This window comes from Herbiconiux sp. 320_LB, from assembly GCF_059691755.1.
In genome coordinates, this window is record NZ_JCAWAD010000003.1 from 497934 (window position 1) to 512330 (window position 14397).

Annotated in this window: 12 protein-coding genes; 6 read left to right on the forward strand and 6 right to left on the reverse strand. The window is 71.8% G+C overall.

All coding sequences use genetic code 11. The features are described from left to right. Positions 1 to 12: 12 nt before the first annotated feature. A complete protein-coding gene (locus tag AC59HU_RS10275; RefSeq protein ID WP_497223286.1) occupies positions 13 to 219 on the reverse strand; it encodes a hypothetical protein in 207 nt (68 codons plus the stop codon). A 122-nt stretch (positions 220 to 341) separates the two neighbouring features. Here AC59HU_RS10275 and ypfJ point away from each other — a divergent pair, with 122 nt between their 5' ends. Then, entirely contained in the window at positions 342 to 1214 is an 873-nt protein-coding gene (gene ypfJ, locus AC59HU_RS10280) for a KPN_02809 family neutral zinc metallopeptidase (protein ID WP_497223287.1), read from the forward strand. A gap of 68 nt (positions 1215 to 1282) precedes the next feature. On the opposite strand, the gene AC59HU_RS10285 is transcribed toward ypfJ, so the two are convergent. Beyond that, the gene (locus AC59HU_RS10285) at positions 1283 to 5365 is read right to left on the reverse strand and encodes a GH92 family glycosyl hydrolase (RefSeq protein WP_497223288.1); all 4083 of its coding nucleotides are present in this window, start codon (positions 5363 to 5365) and stop codon (positions 1283 to 1285) included. A 319-nt stretch (positions 5366 to 5684) separates the two neighbouring features. On the opposite strand from AC59HU_RS10285, the gene AC59HU_RS10290 reads away from it, so the two are divergent. Together AC59HU_RS10290 and AC59HU_RS10295 are read left to right on the forward strand one after the other, a co-directional pair. Next, entirely contained in the window at positions 5685 to 6425 is a 741-nt protein-coding gene (locus AC59HU_RS10290; protein WP_497223289.1) for a cohesin domain-containing protein, read from the forward strand. Positions 6426 to 6466: 41 nt separating this feature from the next. Next, on the forward strand, positions 6467 to 8350 hold the full coding sequence (locus tag AC59HU_RS10295; protein ID WP_497223290.1) for an amidase family protein: 1884 nt from the start codon (positions 6467 to 6469) through the stop codon (positions 8348 to 8350). An 80-nt stretch (positions 8351 to 8430) separates the two neighbouring features. Here the strand turns inward: AC59HU_RS10295 and AC59HU_RS10300 are convergent, their stop codons facing one another. From AC59HU_RS10300 to AC59HU_RS10310, 3 genes are all read right to left on the reverse strand, one after another. Then, positions 8431 to 8832 carry a hypothetical protein gene (locus AC59HU_RS10300; protein ID WP_497223291.1) on the reverse strand — a complete coding sequence of 134 codons (402 nt, stop codon included), beginning with the start codon at positions 8830 to 8832 and terminating at the stop codon, positions 8431 to 8433. Positions 8833 to 8937: 105 nt separating this feature from the next. Beyond that, positions 8938 to 9906, reverse strand: coding sequence for a DMT family transporter (locus tag AC59HU_RS10305; RefSeq protein ID WP_497223292.1), 969 nt, complete (start codon positions 9904 to 9906; stop codon positions 8938 to 8940). 57 nt (positions 9907 to 9963) lie between these two features. Next, positions 9964 to 10758 (reverse strand): SDR family NAD(P)-dependent oxidoreductase, encoded by a 795-nt coding sequence (locus AC59HU_RS10310; RefSeq protein ID WP_497223293.1) that lies wholly within the window; start codon positions 10756 to 10758, stop codon positions 9964 to 9966. Positions 10759 to 10954: 196 nt separating this feature from the next. Between AC59HU_RS10310 and AC59HU_RS10315 the strand changes: the two genes are divergently transcribed. The 3 genes from AC59HU_RS10315 (at position 10955) to AC59HU_RS10325 (ending at position 13427) form a co-directional block, all read left to right on the forward strand. Further along, complete coding sequence (locus AC59HU_RS10315; protein ID WP_497223294.1) at positions 10955 to 12511, forward strand: hypothetical protein; 1557 nt, start codon at positions 10955 to 10957, stop codon at positions 12509 to 12511. An 80-nt stretch (positions 12512 to 12591) separates the two neighbouring features. Continuing rightward, a complete protein-coding gene (locus AC59HU_RS10320) occupies positions 12592 to 12963 on the forward strand; it encodes a hypothetical protein (protein WP_497223295.1) in 372 nt (123 codons plus the stop codon). Between the two features lie 68 nt (positions 12964 to 13031). Continuing rightward, the gene (locus AC59HU_RS10325; RefSeq protein ID WP_497223296.1) at positions 13032 to 13427 is read left to right on the forward strand and encodes a hypothetical protein; all 396 of its coding nucleotides are present in this window, start codon (positions 13032 to 13034) and stop codon (positions 13425 to 13427) included. On the opposite strand, the gene AC59HU_RS10330 is transcribed toward AC59HU_RS10325, so the two are convergent. After that, on the reverse strand, positions 13394 to 14347 hold the full coding sequence (locus AC59HU_RS10330; RefSeq protein WP_497223297.1) for an alpha/beta fold hydrolase: 954 nt from the start codon (positions 14345 to 14347) through the stop codon (positions 13394 to 13396). The two genes, AC59HU_RS10325 and AC59HU_RS10330, sit on opposite strands and share 34 nt — an antisense overlap. Positions 14348 to 14397: the final 50 nt, after the last annotated feature.

The following is a 14397-nucleotide window of genomic DNA, read 5'->3' on the forward strand; positions in this document are numbered from 1 at the left end:
GCCGCCGCCGGCCTAGCCGAACTGCTTCGCGAGCTTCTTCGCCTTCTTCTCCGCGCCCTTGTAGGCGCGCTTGCGGGCCTTGGCGAGCGCCGGGTCGTCCCAGAACTTCTTCGCGACCCCGCTGATCTCGCGGTAGCGCGAGCGGCCGGCCTTCGAGCCGAGCACGTAGGCGGTGACGCCGACGGCCGCGACGGTGAGGACGGTGGTGGGCTTGGGCATGGCGACCTTCTCTCTGACTGCGAGGCGGCCGACGTTCGCGGCCACCGCTGTCCATCTCACGCCCATCCGGCCCGTTCGGCTCGACCTGTGGTGAAGTTCCCAGTTCGCAGTACCGTCGGAGCATGACCTTCAACGACAGTTCGAAGCTCGACCCCTCGAAGGTGTCGCGGCGCAAGCGCGGGGCCCTGATCGGCGGCGGAGGCGGCGCGCTCGTCGTGGTGGGCCTGTTCGTGCTGTCGCAGCTGCTCGGCGTCGACCTCACCGGGCTCGCGGGTCAGACCGGCGGGGGCCAGAGTCAGAGCACCGAGGAGGAGTCGCTCGACCGGTGCTCGACGGGCGCCGCCGCCAACGCCGAGACCGACTGCCTGATGGTCGGCGCCGCAACCTCGCTCGACGCCTACTGGGCCGGCGAGGCCCCCGCCCTCGGGGTGTCCTACCGCAGCCCCGGCGACTTCGTGCTGTTCGACCAGTCGACGAACACCGGATGCGGGCAGGCCTCGAGCGCGACCGGCCCCTTCTACTGCCCGCCCGACGAGACGGTCTACGTCGACACCTCTTTCTTCGACGAGCTGCGCACCCGCTTCGGCGCGAGCGGCGGGAGCCTCTCCCAGCTCTACGTGGTCGCCCACGAGTGGGGGCACCACATCCAGCAGCTCGCGGGGTTGAACGAGACGACCGATCGGAGCGGAACCGGCGCCGACTCCGACTCGGTGCGGACCGAGCTGCAGGCCGACTGCTACGCCGGCGCCTGGGCGGGAGCCGCCTCGACGGTGAAGGACGAGAACGGCGTCACCTTCCTCGAACCGTTGACGAGCGAGCAGATCGCGGATGCCCTGAACGCGGCGTCGGTGATCGGCGACGACCGCATCCAGCAGCAGAGCGGCCAGCAGGTGAACCCGGAGACCTGGACCCACGGGTCGAGCGAGCAGCGCCAGCAGTGGTTCGAGACCGGGCTGCAGTCCGGCGCCGGCTCCTGCGACACCTTCGCCGGCTGAGCTCCCGCTCCCCTGAACGCGCCGACGGCGGCCACCCGTGAGGATGGCCGCCGTCGGTCGTTTCCGGGTCAGTCCGCCCCGTGCGCCCGGCGACGACGCCGCACCACGATGAGCGCGCCGAGTCCCGCCATGAGGAGCACGGCCGCGACCGACGCTCCGAGGAACGCCTGGCTGCCGGTCAGCGCGAGAGGCCCGTTCGAGCTGCTCGCGCCGGTCGAGCCGGAGCCCGACCCCGAACCCGCACCGCCCGAACCTGCGCCCGTTCCGCCGCCCGAGCCTGCGCCCGTTCCGCTGCCCGTGCCGTCACCCGATCCGGAGCCGGTGCCCGTTCCCGGGCCCGTTCCCGTGCCGGGACCGGTCCCCGAGCCGTCTCCCGGGTTCCCTCCGTCCGGCGCCGCGGCGACCTGGATCGAGACGGTCGCGCTCTGCTGCACGCCGTCCGCATCCGTCACCGTCACGACCGCGTCGAAGCGGCCGGCCTGGGCGTAGGTGTGCCCGGCGCTCACCGAGTAGCCGGCGACCGCGGCCCGAGCCCCAGCACCGGCACCCGCAGCCCCCGCACCGACGACGGCATCGCTCGCAGCCGTCCCGTCACCCCACTGCACGCTCGCCGAGTAGTCCGAGGCCGAAGCCCCCGCCCCACCCGTGAACGAGGCCAGCACGGCGTCGAACGCGACGCCGGCGGTGGCCGTGACGCCGGTGGCCGGGGTCACGGCGAGCGGCTCGAACTGCTGCGTGAGCCGCAGGTCGTCGACCCAGCCGCGCAGGTAGCCGTTGTCGCCGGTCGTATCGTGCACGGCCCCGGTCGAGAAGTGCAGCACGACCTGGTCGATGGTCTTGCCGTCGACCGAGTCGGGCAGCACGACGGAGACGTCGTTCCAGGCATCCGTCGTGAGCACCTGGCCCTGCTGGATCGGGTCGAGCGACTTGCCGTTCGAGGTCACCACCCCGCTGTCGCTCAACCGCGTGCCGTCGCTGAACAGCAGGTCGACGGCCACGAACTGGCTGGCATCCTGCACCAGCCCGGCGATCGCCGTCGTCTCGGCCTGCGGGTAGACCGCGTAGCTGAGGGTCGAACCCGCCTGGGCGCGGATCGCGTCGACGTCCAGCAGCTGCGTGGTCGCGCTCGCGTCGGCGTCGGAGGCGCGACCGGAGTAGACGATCGAGTAGCCACCCGTGTGCGCCTTCTCCTGGTGCGGCTTGGTCTCCGGGCCGCCGATGCCGCAGCAGTACTCGCTGAAGCCCTGGCTGTCGATCACCGTGTTCGGGGTCGGGCGCGCCTGCCCGTCCTCGAAGCTCGTGTCGATCACCGGGGTGCCCTGCTCCCGCACCGCGACGTTGAGCGTGCCGTCCGGCAGGGCCTTCCCGTCGGCGGTGAAGTGCACGCGCACCTGCTGCGTGCCCGCAGCGAGGTCGGCCGAGGCCCGGAACACCACCGGCAGCACCGCGGTGCCGTCCGCGTCGAACGAGAACGTGCCCGTCGCCGCATCCGGGGTGAGCCCCGGGGTCGGCTCGATCGAGTAGCTCGCGGCCGCCGCCGAGTCGCCGAAGCGCTGCGCGCGGAGGCTCACCGGGTCGGTGGTGCCGCCCCGGACCGTGTCGGCCGAGGGGTCGACGCTCGCCAGCACCGGCTGCTCGCCGTCGCGGACCGAGGGCGGAGCATCCGCCGCCGCCGTGCCCCACTGCTGGTTCGGGGTGCTGCCGAGCCGGTACTCCACCGTGGTGTCAGCTGAGATGGCGTCGGCGTCGAGGTAGGTCGCCGTCTGCGCCGTGCCGTTCACCGACATCGACTGGATGTACTGGTTTCCGATGCTCGCCTCCGGAGCCGAGATCGTCAGGGTCTCGCCGCTCGCGCGGTGGACCACGACGTCGGTGAACAGCGGGGCCGCCACCGTGAGCTCCGAACGCGAGGGGTTCTCCGGGTACATCCCCATCGCCGAGAACACCAGCCACGACGACATCTCGCCGAGGTCGTCGTTGCCCGGGATGCCGTCGGGCCCGTTGGGCTCGCCGTCCTTGGTGTCGAGCCAGAGCTGCTGGATGGTGGCGCGCACCGTCTCCTGCGTCTTCCACGGCTTCCCGGCGTAGTTGTAGAGCCAGGGAGCGCCGATCGAGGGCTCGTTGTCGACGTTGGAGTGCAGGTTCGTGTCCCACGACCCACCCGCCAGCGTCCACTCGCCGGGGACGCCGTTGCCGTTCTCGTCACCGATCTCGTGGAAGAACCCATCCAGGCGGTCGCTCGCCGCATCCGCACCGCCCATCGCCTGGAACAGCCCGGCCGGGTCATGCTGCACCATCCAGGTGTACTGGGCGCTGGTGCCTTCCACGAAGCCGTTGCTGGATGCCGGGTCGAACCCGGTCGTCCACGATCCGTCGGCGTTGCGGCCCTGGATGAAGCCGCCACCGGGGGTCGCGCTCAGGTTGAACTGGTTCTGCCACGACTGCGAGCGCGTCACGAACTGGTCGTAGTCGGCGCTGTTGCCGAGGTGCTGGGCGAGGCTGGCGAGACCGTAGTCGGCCGCCGCCATCTCGAGCGTCTCGTTCGGGCAGCCCCAGGCGTTGCAGCCTTCGGGGTAGTAGCCGTGCTCGAGGAACTGGTCCAGCGACGGACGCTGGCCGATGACGGCGATGTTCCAGCCGTCGCGCGACAGGTCGTTCTCGGTCGGCACGGTGGCCGCGGTCTTGAGCGACTGGTAGGCACTCGCCACGTCGAAGTCGTCACCGCCGAAGGCCACGATCCCCGCGAGGGCCGCGGCCGACGGGTCGCCGACCATCACGTGCGTCCCGCCGGAGTTGTGCGTCCAGCGATCCCACTCGCCGCCGTTCTGGTTCGCCTGGTTGAGCAGCGATGCGGCGATGTCGCTGCCGCGCTTGGCATCCAGCAGGGTGACCAGCTGCACCTGGGAACGGTAGACGTCCCAGCCCGAGAAGGTCGCGTACTGCGCGTCTTGTCCGGCGGGCACCGTGTGGGTCGCCAGGTCGAAGCCGGTGTACTGGCCGTTGACGTCACTGGTCACGTTCGGGTGCAGCAGCGCGTGGTAGAGCGCGGTGTAGAACGTCGTGCGCTCGGCATCCGTTCCGCCGCCGGTCTGGATGCGGTTGAGCTCGGTGTTCCAGTCGGCCTTCGTGGCCGCCTTCACCTGCTCGAGGGTGGTGCCGGCCGGGTTCTCGGCCGCCAGGTTCTGCTCGGCATTGTCGAGGCTGACGTAGGAGATGCCGACGCGCGCGTTCACGGCGCTGCCGGTCGAGGTGTCGAAGCTGACGTAGGCGCCCGACCCCTTGCCCGCCGGCGGGTAGCCGCCGGGGTAGGTGGTGCCGCCCTCGGCGTCGGTGGTCTGCGGGCGCAGCTCGCCGTCCTGCCAGGTGCCGACCGTCGAGAAGTCCTTGTCGAACTGCACGGTGAAGTAGACCGTGTAGTAGCTCCGCTGCAGGATGCCGTCGCCGACGAAGCCGCCGCAGAAGTTGCCGCTCGTGACCGAGCCGGAGATCGTGCGGGTGGCGGCGTCGACGTGCACGTCGGCGTCGCTCGAGCCGACGAGCGAGTCCGAGGTGCGGACGAGCATCGACGCCGGGGCCCCTGCGGGGTAGGTGAAGCGGCCGGAGCCGGTGCGGGTGGTCGCCGCGAGGTCGACGTCGACGCCGGAGTCCAGCGCCACGTGGTATGACCCGGGCGAGGCCTCCTCGTCGTCGTGCGAGAAGGTGCTCTGGTACGGGTTCGCCGCCGCGTCGGCGGCCGAGGGCGAGGTCTGGACAGCCCCGCTGACCGGCATGAACGGGATGTCGCCGGAGAGCCCGGCGCAGCCGGCGCCCGAGACGTGGGTCAGTCCGAATCCGCGGATGACGTCGCGGTCGTGCTCGTACCCGCTCGGCGAGGCGCTGCGGAGCGTTCCGTCGTTCGAGACGACACTCTGATCGGGGCTCCAGCCGAGCATCCCGAACGGGGCGACCGCCCCGGGATAGGTGTTGCCGGCGTTCGAACTGCCGACGAACGGGTCGACGTACCGAGCCGGATCGTCCGTGAGCGGGTTGCCCGCCGCGACGGCGACGCCCGCTCCGCCGGTGACGGCGAGAGCGGCGGTGACCGACGCGACGGTGGCCGCCGCGAGGATCTCCCTGAGGGGCCGGATACGCCGGCTGCGCGGTTTCTTCACTGATTCTCCGATCGACATTGAGCAGACAGCGGCCAAGCAAACACTGATGTGTCAACGTTGTCAATGGCGCTTCGGCGTGTCGTTAACACGGTCGAAATATCCGCGAAACCGCCGGGTGCCCCGACGTCGTTAGCGTGGGGTTCCCTGCACCATCCACGAGCGGTTCGCTCCTGGTTCGCTCCGCGGTGAGCTCCCTTCACCGACGTTCTCCACCCGGCTCCGGCGGGGTGTTCCGTCGCGCCGCGTTCTCCTGCGTTCCGAGCGCCGGCGCACCTGCCGGAGCCCCGTTCCCGACCAGTGAAAGTGGGACGACGTCCTGATGCATGAAACCCCGACCCGCCTCAGGCGGATCCGAGCGGCCGCCCTGGCCGGCGGAATCGCCCTCGGCCTCTCCGTCCTCGGCGCCCAGGCCGCCGCAGCCGCCCCGGCGCCGGTGCCCGTCGACCTCGAGGTGACCCCGGCCGTCACCGTCGGCTCGCCCGTCGACGTGATGATCGATCTCCCCGGCACCGCCGACGTGTTCGCCTACCAGATCGAGCTCGACTTCGACCCGGCCCTCCTGGCGTACGAGCCCGACACCGAGACCGGCCCGGCCGGCGGCTACCTCTCGGCCGCCCCCGGCGACGGCTCGGTGACCCTGCTGCAGACGCGACTCGGCACCTCGCCCGCCCTCTCGGGCGACCTGGCCGCATCCGTGAAGCTGACCACGCTCGCCGCCGGCGACGCGACCGTCACGGCGCGGGTGACCCTCGTCGACGCCTCCGGTGCCGGCACCGCGCTGCCCGTGACCCCGGCCGTCGCGGTCGACATCGCCGCGGCGCCGACGGTGCCCCCGACGACTCCGCCGACCACCGAGCCCACGGCGACCCCCACCGCATCCCCGGCGCCCGCCGGCGACCCGACGGCCACCTCGACGCCGGCCGCGGTCGCGTCGTCGTCGGACAGCGGGGCCCTCGCCCTCACGGGCTTCGGCATCGGCGGCCTCGTGCTGTTCGCCGTGGCGGCCGTCGCCGCCGGCCTGGTCGTGGTGCTCCGGCGCCGGGCTGCGAGCCCGCGATGAACCCCTTCTCCCCCACCCCTTCCAGCCCGAGGAACCGATCCGTGAACCCACGACGCGCTCGTACGGCGGCGGCCGCCGCCACCTGCCTCATCTCCACGCTCGCCATCGGCACGCTCGTCGCCGCGCCGGCCGGTGCGGCCGAGACGACCACGGCTCCGGCCGCGGCCGCTCCCGCCGCCTCCGCGCCGCTGCTGGCGCCGTTCTACACCGAGCTCGACGTCACCGGCGACCGCCAGGTGACGACCGCCGACCTCGACGTCGTCTCGGCGCACCTCGGCGACACCTCGGCCGTGGCCGACTGGAGCACGGTCGCGGCGGCCGATGCGGATGCGGACGGCGTCATCACGGTCGCCGACCTCGCCGCCGTCTCCGGCCGCATGGTCTACGACGACGGCCCGTTCCAGCTCGTCGAGGCCTCGGCGATCGACATGCAGGCCGCGATGAACGCCGGCGTGATCACCTCGGTCGAGCTGACCCAGGAGTACCTGGACCGCATCGCCGCCTACGACAAGACCGTGGTCGACACCGGCCAGGGCGGCCGGCCGCTCAACTCGATCATCTCGACGAACGCCGCCGCGCTCCAGGCGGCCGCGGCCGCCGACGCGGAGCGCGCGAGCTCGGGCATGACCAGCCTGCTGCTGGGCGTACCGATCGCGTTGAAGGACAACTACGACACCACCGACATGCCCACCACCGGTGGCTGCGCGTGCTGGAACGCCAACCAGCCGACGACGGATGCGGCGATGGTCACGGGGCTCCGCGACGCGGGCGCCGTCATCCTGGCCAAGGCCAGCCTCGACGAGTTCGCCTACGGCTTCGCGTCGGAGTACACCTCGTTCCTCGGGCTCGACGCGAACGGCAAGCAGCTGACCAACCTGGTCGCGAGCCCGTACAACACGACCAAGACCGCGGGTGGCTCCAGCGGTGGAACCGGCGCCGCCATCTCGGCGAACCTCGCCGGCATCGGGTTCGGAACCGACACGGGCGGCTCGATCCGCGTCCCGTCGACCTACAACCAGCTCGTCGGCATCCGCCCCACCGTCGGCCTGACCAGCCGCGACGGGATCATCCCGCTCGCCCTGTCGCAGGACACCGGCGGCCCGATCGCCCGTGACGTCACCGACGCCGCGATCGCGCTCGACGCCGTGACCGGTGTCGACCCGGCCGACCCGGCGACCGCGGCGCAGACCGGCAAGGTGCCGGACTCCTACACCGCGGCCCTCGACCCGAACGCCCTCGCGGGCAAGCGGATCGGCTACGTCACGTCGATGGTCAGCACGAACGCCACGACCGTGCGGCTGTTCAACCAGGCCGTCGCGACGCTCGAGGCGCAGGGCGCGACCGTCGTGCCGATCACGGTGCCGACCGCCTCGACCGACCCGTTCAACAAGGTGCTCGGCGAGGGCAGCGGTTCGACGAACGAGTTCAAGCACGACCTGAACACCTACATCGCGAACCACCTCTCGGCGAACGTCGTGCCGCGCACGCTCGGCGACATCATCGCCTCGGGCAACTTCGTCACCTCGCGCACCTCGATCTACAACCAGCGCAACGCGGTGACCGAGGATGCGTACCAGGCGTGGGCGGGCCCGACCGGCTCGCACACCACGCAGCTCGCCGCCGGCAAGGCGTACGTGACGCAGATGATGGACACCCAGGACCTGGATGCCCTGATCTACCCGTCGGGCACGCCCTACGGCACCTACAGCACGAACATGCGGCTGAGCCCGAACACCGGGATGCCCGCGATCACCGTGCCGATGGGTCAGGCGATCGCCGCCGACAACACGGTCACCGGGGGCGGGGTCAACCTCGAGTTCCTGGGCCGTGACTACGCGGAGAGCACGATCATCGGTCTCGGCTACGCCTTCGAGCAGGCCACGCACGCGCGCACCACGCCCGCGCTGTACGGTCCGCTGGGCTGACCCTCCGGTCGTTCCGCACCGAGCGCCCGTCCCGACTCCCCACGGAGCGGGGCGGGCGTTCCGCGGCGGGCCGCCCCTCCTCAGCGCCCCAGCACGTCCGAGACGACGCCCACGACCAGGGCGACCGCGGCGAGGCCGAGCACGACGATCGCGACGATCCGGCCCGCGGCCACGGGCATGCCGGCCGGTCTCCGCAGCACCGAGCGCAGCACCGCACCGGCGATCGCCAGCAGCAGCACCGCGCCCGCGATCCCGAGCGCCAGCATCACCGTCGCGCCGAGCTCCGGCGTGTGGAGGTACCCGAGCAGCAGCGCGCCGAGGTAGATGATCGCCGCGGTCAGCACGCCGGCCAGCACGCGGGTCAGGATGTCGCGCCAGAACTTCTCCTCCCGCAGCCAGGCGAGCGGCAGTTCCCAGGCGGGCTCGCGGCGCTGTCCGTCCGGATGCGGCTCGCCGTCGGTCATCCGGTCCCGTTCCCCCATGGCTCGACCCTAACGGCCATCCGGGTCAGGCGGCGCGCCCGACCGGCCCGCCGCCCTCGGCTGGCCCGGCTGGCCCGGCCGGCCAGGCTCGTGCGGCTAGCCCGGCTAGCCCGGCTGGCCCGGCCGGTCCGGCGCGACCCCCGCATCCGGCACGACCGGTCGCCGGCGGCGGAAGGCGTGGGCGTTCGCCAGCGCCACCCCGCCGAGCACGATGACACCGCCGATCAGCTGCGCGGGCGTGAACGGCTGGCCCGCCAGCAGCGTGAGCAGCGCCGTGAAGACCGTGATCAGGTTGAGGAACACCCCGGCCCGGGCCGGCGGGATGACGCCGAGAGCCCGGTTCCAGAGCAGGTACGACAGCACCGACGGGAAGACGACGATGAACGCCAGCGCCCACCAGGTCCCGGGCGCGGTGGGCAGCGCCGGCCCGCCGACGAGCAGCGCCACCGGGGCGAGCACGACGGTCGCGATCACGGCCTGCACCGCGGTCGACGTGATGGCCGGCAGGCGCGGCGCGCGCCGGCCGAGCACCGTGTAGGCGGTCCAGGCCAGGATGGCGCCGACCATGAAGACGTCGCCGATCCCGAAGCCGCCGCCCAGCAGCGTCTCGACCGACCCGCGACTGAGGATGATGAGCACGCCGACGAGCGCCAGCACGATCCCCACGACCGCCGAGGCCCGCAGCCGTTCGTGCAGGAAGAGCACGGCCGCGATGGTGATCAGCGCCGGGTTGAAGGCGTTGATCAGCGAGGCGTTGAACGGATCGGTGAACTGCAGCGCCGTGTACAGCAGCAGCGTGTAGCCGAGCAGTCCGGTGACGGCCAGGGCCACCAGCCATGGCCAGGCCCGCAGCACCTCCCGCCAGCGCGGTCGCTCGACCAGCTGGGCGACGGCGAGCAGCGGGATCGCGGCGAAGGCCCACCGCAGGAAGACCAGGCTGATCGGGTCGAGGGCCGCCACGGCGGCGGCGCCGACGACGTAGTTGCCGGCCCAGAACAGGGTGGCCGCGAGCAGGGAGACGGCCGCGATCACCACCGGGCCGCGTCCGCCCGACCGGGGCGCGGGATCCGTCATGCCCTCAGTCTGGCAGCAGCTGCGGCCTGCGGCGCTCCCCTCCGGCAGGCCCCCGCCTCAAGGCAGGATCGAGTCGACGTACCCGCCGTCGACCCGCAGCGCCCCGCCCGTGGTCGCCGAGGCCAACGGCGAGGCGAGGTAGACCACCATGTTCGCGATCTCCTCGGGTTCGATCAGCCGCTGAAGCAGCGACTGCGGCCGGTGCAGCCGCATGAACTCCCGCTGCGCCTCGTCCCAGGGCAGCGAGCGGTCGACGAGCTCGTAGACGAAGTCCTCGACCCCGCCGGTGTGGGTCGGCCCGGCAATCACCGAGTTGACGGTCACCCCTGTGCCGGCCGCGGCCTTGGCGAACCCGCGCGAGACGGCCAGCAGCGCGGTCTTCGACATCCCGTAGTGGATCATCTCGGCCGGGATCACGACCGCCGAGTCGCTCGCGATGTCGATCACGCGCCCCCAGCCGGCCTCGATCATCCCGGGCAGATAGCTGCGGATCAGGCGGGCCGCCGCGAGCACGTTGGTGTCGAAGTAGCGGCGCCACTCCTCGTCGGTGATCTCGAGGGCCGGCACCGCGCCGAAGATGCCGAGGTTGTTCACCAGCACGTCGACCGCGGGGAGCTCGGCGAGCAGCCGCTCGACCCCGGGCGCGGTCGTGACGTCGGCGTCGATCCCGACGACCGAGACCGAGGGATGCGCGTCACGCAGCCCCGACACCGCGTCGGCCACCCGGTCGGCCGAGCGGCCGTTGACGACCACCGTGGCGCCGGCCTCGGCGAGGCCGTGGGCGATCGCGAGGCCGATCCCCGAGGTCGATCCGGTGACCAGGGCCGTCTTGCCGCTGAGGTCGAGCTGCATGGAGATCCTCTTCTCTCGTCGTCGTGCTCGTCGTGGTCGCGTGTTCGTCGGGCTCGTCGTGCTCGTCGTGGTGCTCGTTCGCCGCAGTGCTCGGTGCCCCAGTGCTCGGCGCGGCACCCGTCGTTCCGCTCTCCGTCCAAACTAGGCCGCCCCGCCGACACTTGCGATGTCCGAGGGCTCGCGTAGCCTCGACGTGATGACGAGAACGCGATCGACCCGGGCCCTGACCGTGACCACCGCACTCGCCGCGAGCCTGCTGCTCAGCTCGTGCGTCGCGATGGGCGGCGCGTCTCCGAGCCCGGGGGCGGATGCCGGTGACGCGCGCGTGGTGACCACATCCCCGGCCGACGCCACCACGGTCCTCGCCGCCGCCGACCCCGTCTCCGCCGCCGTCCAGGCGAGCGCGACGCTGTTCGGTTCCTCCCCGCTCGTGGTCGTCGCGCCGGAGGGCGACGACGCCGCCCGCGACGCGGGCGCACAGGCGAGCGAGCGCCTGCACGTGCCCCTCCTGCTCGCCCCGGAGGCGGCTTCGGCATCCTGGTCGACCGTCACCGACGAACTCGGCCGGCTCGGTGTGCGTACGGTTCTCCTCGCCGGCACGGCTACCCTCGACCCGCTCGACCCCGGCATCCGGGTCGTGGCCCTCGCCGATGAGGCCTCGCTCACCGACGCCGACCGGCCCGAGCCCGCGCCCGCGCTGACCGACACGGTCGCCCTGGCCGACGGAGCAGCGCCGGACGGCGCGGCCACGGCTCCCGTGGCGACCGCGCGCGCCGCCGGCGTCGAGGTCACCACGATGCCCACCGTGCCGGCGCGCCTGCTCGACTCCCCCGAACTCCTCGACGGGCTCCGCTCCTCCGACGCCCCGCACGTCCTCCTCCTCGGCCAGGGCTTCGCCGCCGGGGTGCCCTCCCCGGCCTCCGCCGACTGGATCGTGCAGGTCGCCCGCTCGGGTGCCGAGGTGCCCGGCGGTGGGCTCGGCCTCTTCGAAGACCACCGCTACGTCGCCATCTACGGCACGCCGGATGCGCCGGTCCTCGGCGTGCTCGGCGAGCAGGGCGTCGACGCGACCATCGCGCGCGCCCAGCAGCTCGCGGGCTCGTACGAGCCCTACTCCGACCGACCGGTCGTGCCGACGCTCGAGATCATCGCGACCGTGGCAGCAGGAGACGCCGGTGACGACGGCGACTACTCCAACGAGCGCGACGTCTCGGCGCTGGAGCCCTACGTGCAGGCCGCCGCGGCCGCGGGGGTCGCGGTCGTGCTCGACCTGCAGCCGGGGCGCACCGACTTCCTCACCCAGGCGAAGCTGTACCAGAAGCTGCTCGAGTACCCAGGGGTCGGGCTCGCCCTCGATCCCGAGTGGCGGCTCGGTCCCGATCAGGTGCCGCTGGAGCAGATCGGCACGGTCGGCCGCGCCGAGGTCGAGTCCGTGGCGACCTGGCTCGCCGACCTGGTGCAGGAGAAGGCGCTGCCGCCGAAGATGTTCGTGCTGCACCAGTTCCGCACCTCGATGGTGGGCGACCGGGCGTCGCTGGATCTGTCGCGACCGGAGCTGGAGTACCTCATCCACGTCGACGGGCAGGGCGCCCAGCCCGACAAGCAGGCCACCTGGAACGCCCTGCACGAGGGCGCCCCGGCCGGCATCGCGTGGGGGTGGAAGAACTTCTACGACGAGGACGCACCGATGCTGACTCCGCAGGAGACGATGACCCAGGTGGGCCCGGTGCCGGACTTCATCTCGTACCAGTGAGGTGGGGCTGCGAAAACTGCTTGATCTAAATCAACGATCGGCATTGCTCCCGGCCACCACGGGGAGTAGAACTGGGAATCGTGACTGACTTCGCGACCACTACTGCCGATCAGGTGACCACCCGCGCCGTCGAGGTGCAGCGGATCATGCGTTCCGGCACCATCTGGACGGCGTCGGCGATGATCGCCCCCGCCCTCGCCCTCGGACCGCTGATCGCGTCCGGCTGGCGTCCGTTCGAACTGCCCTTCCCGTTCGCGATCGCCTTCTGGGTGGGCGCGGTCGTCGCGGGCTTCGGGCTCGCCCTGCTCGTCTGGGCCGGCTGCCCGGTGCTCGGCTTCGAGCTCGACCAGGCCTACGCGCAGAAGGTGTTCAGCATCCGGGTCGGCATCGTGCTGAACCTCAGCGGCGTCACGGTCGCCGGGCTGGCCGTGCTGCTCTCGCCCGTCACCTGAGCTCCCCGATAGGGTCGAGTGGGTGCTGCGACCGCAGTGCCGCGCGTCACCCGGGGAGATCGACCGTCATGTCATTGGAACAGTCCGGCCCGCCGGCCACCGAACAGCCGCTCGTCCGCTTCGGCGACATCACGATGACCGAGCACTGGCTGATCACCCCGCAGGGCACCGTGCCCCTGGCCGGCACCCAGGTCTACATCGCCGACCAGTCCCGGGTCGACCGGGTCACGCCCACCTGGGCGGTGGTCTGCACGATCGTCGGCTTCTTCGTGATCTTCCTGTTCAGCCTGCTGTTCCTGCTGGCCCGCGAGAACCGGGTCTCGGGCTTCATGCAGATCACCGTGGTGAACGGCGCCTTCACCTACCAGTCGGCCGAACCCGTCGGCTACAACCCGGCCGCCCAGCTCTACGAACTGCAGAACCGCGCGAACTACGCCCGAGGCCTGATAGCCCGAGCCGCCTGACCCGCTTTTCCATCGAGCCCGTCGAGGAAGCGATGCAGGAGGCCGGCCAGCTCCTCGGGCGCATCCAGAGGCACGATGTGCCCGCTGCCCGCGATGACCCGGCTCGTGAGATCGTCGGCGATCGGGCCGAGCTGCCGGGCGGTGGCCTCGCCGACCACGGCTCCGCCGACCGCCAAGGTGGGAACCGTGAGCCGACGACGCCGCACCGCCTCCTCGATCTGCTGAGCGCTGGTGGGCATCGCCCGGTAGTACTCGAAGGCGCAGCGGAGGGAGTCGGGTCTCCGGTAGGCCGCGACGAACGCGTCCCGGATGTCGGCGTCGATGCCCGTCCCGTCCGCGGTTCCGATGCGGAGGAAGAAGTCGATGTACGCCCCTTCGTTCCCCATGAGCACCGACTCCGCGAGGCCCGGCACGGCGTGGAATCCGAACCACCACGGGGGTCCGGCGCGGAAGAACTCCTCCGCGCCGGGAAGGCGCCCGATGGTCGACTCGATCAATACGAGACCATCCACGAGCTCCGGATGCTCCAGCCCGAGGAGGAAGCCCGGCGGCGCCCCCGCGTCCAGAGCGATCACGACGGCCGACGTCTCACCGAACGCCTCGAGCACACCCTGCATGTCGCGGGCGAGGTTGAGGGCGTCGTACCCGTCCGCGGCACGGGCGCTGTCTCCCAGACCGCGGAGGTCGGGGGCGATCACCCGGTGCCCCGCGCAGAGCCCGTCGAGGATCGGGCTCCACACCCGCCAGGTATGGGGGAAGCCGTGCATCAGGAGCACGGCGGGGCCCTCGCCCCCGCTCGCGACGTTCAACGTCGTGCCGTTGGCGGTGACGGTGTTCAGGTACAGGGCCTGAGGGTTCAGGGCCTGCGCGCTCAGGGTCGGTGCGTTCAGGTCCGGTGCGTTCAAGATCGGTGCGTCCACGATGCTCCTCGGTGGTTACCATTGGTGACCAGCCAACGATAAGGAGCGTG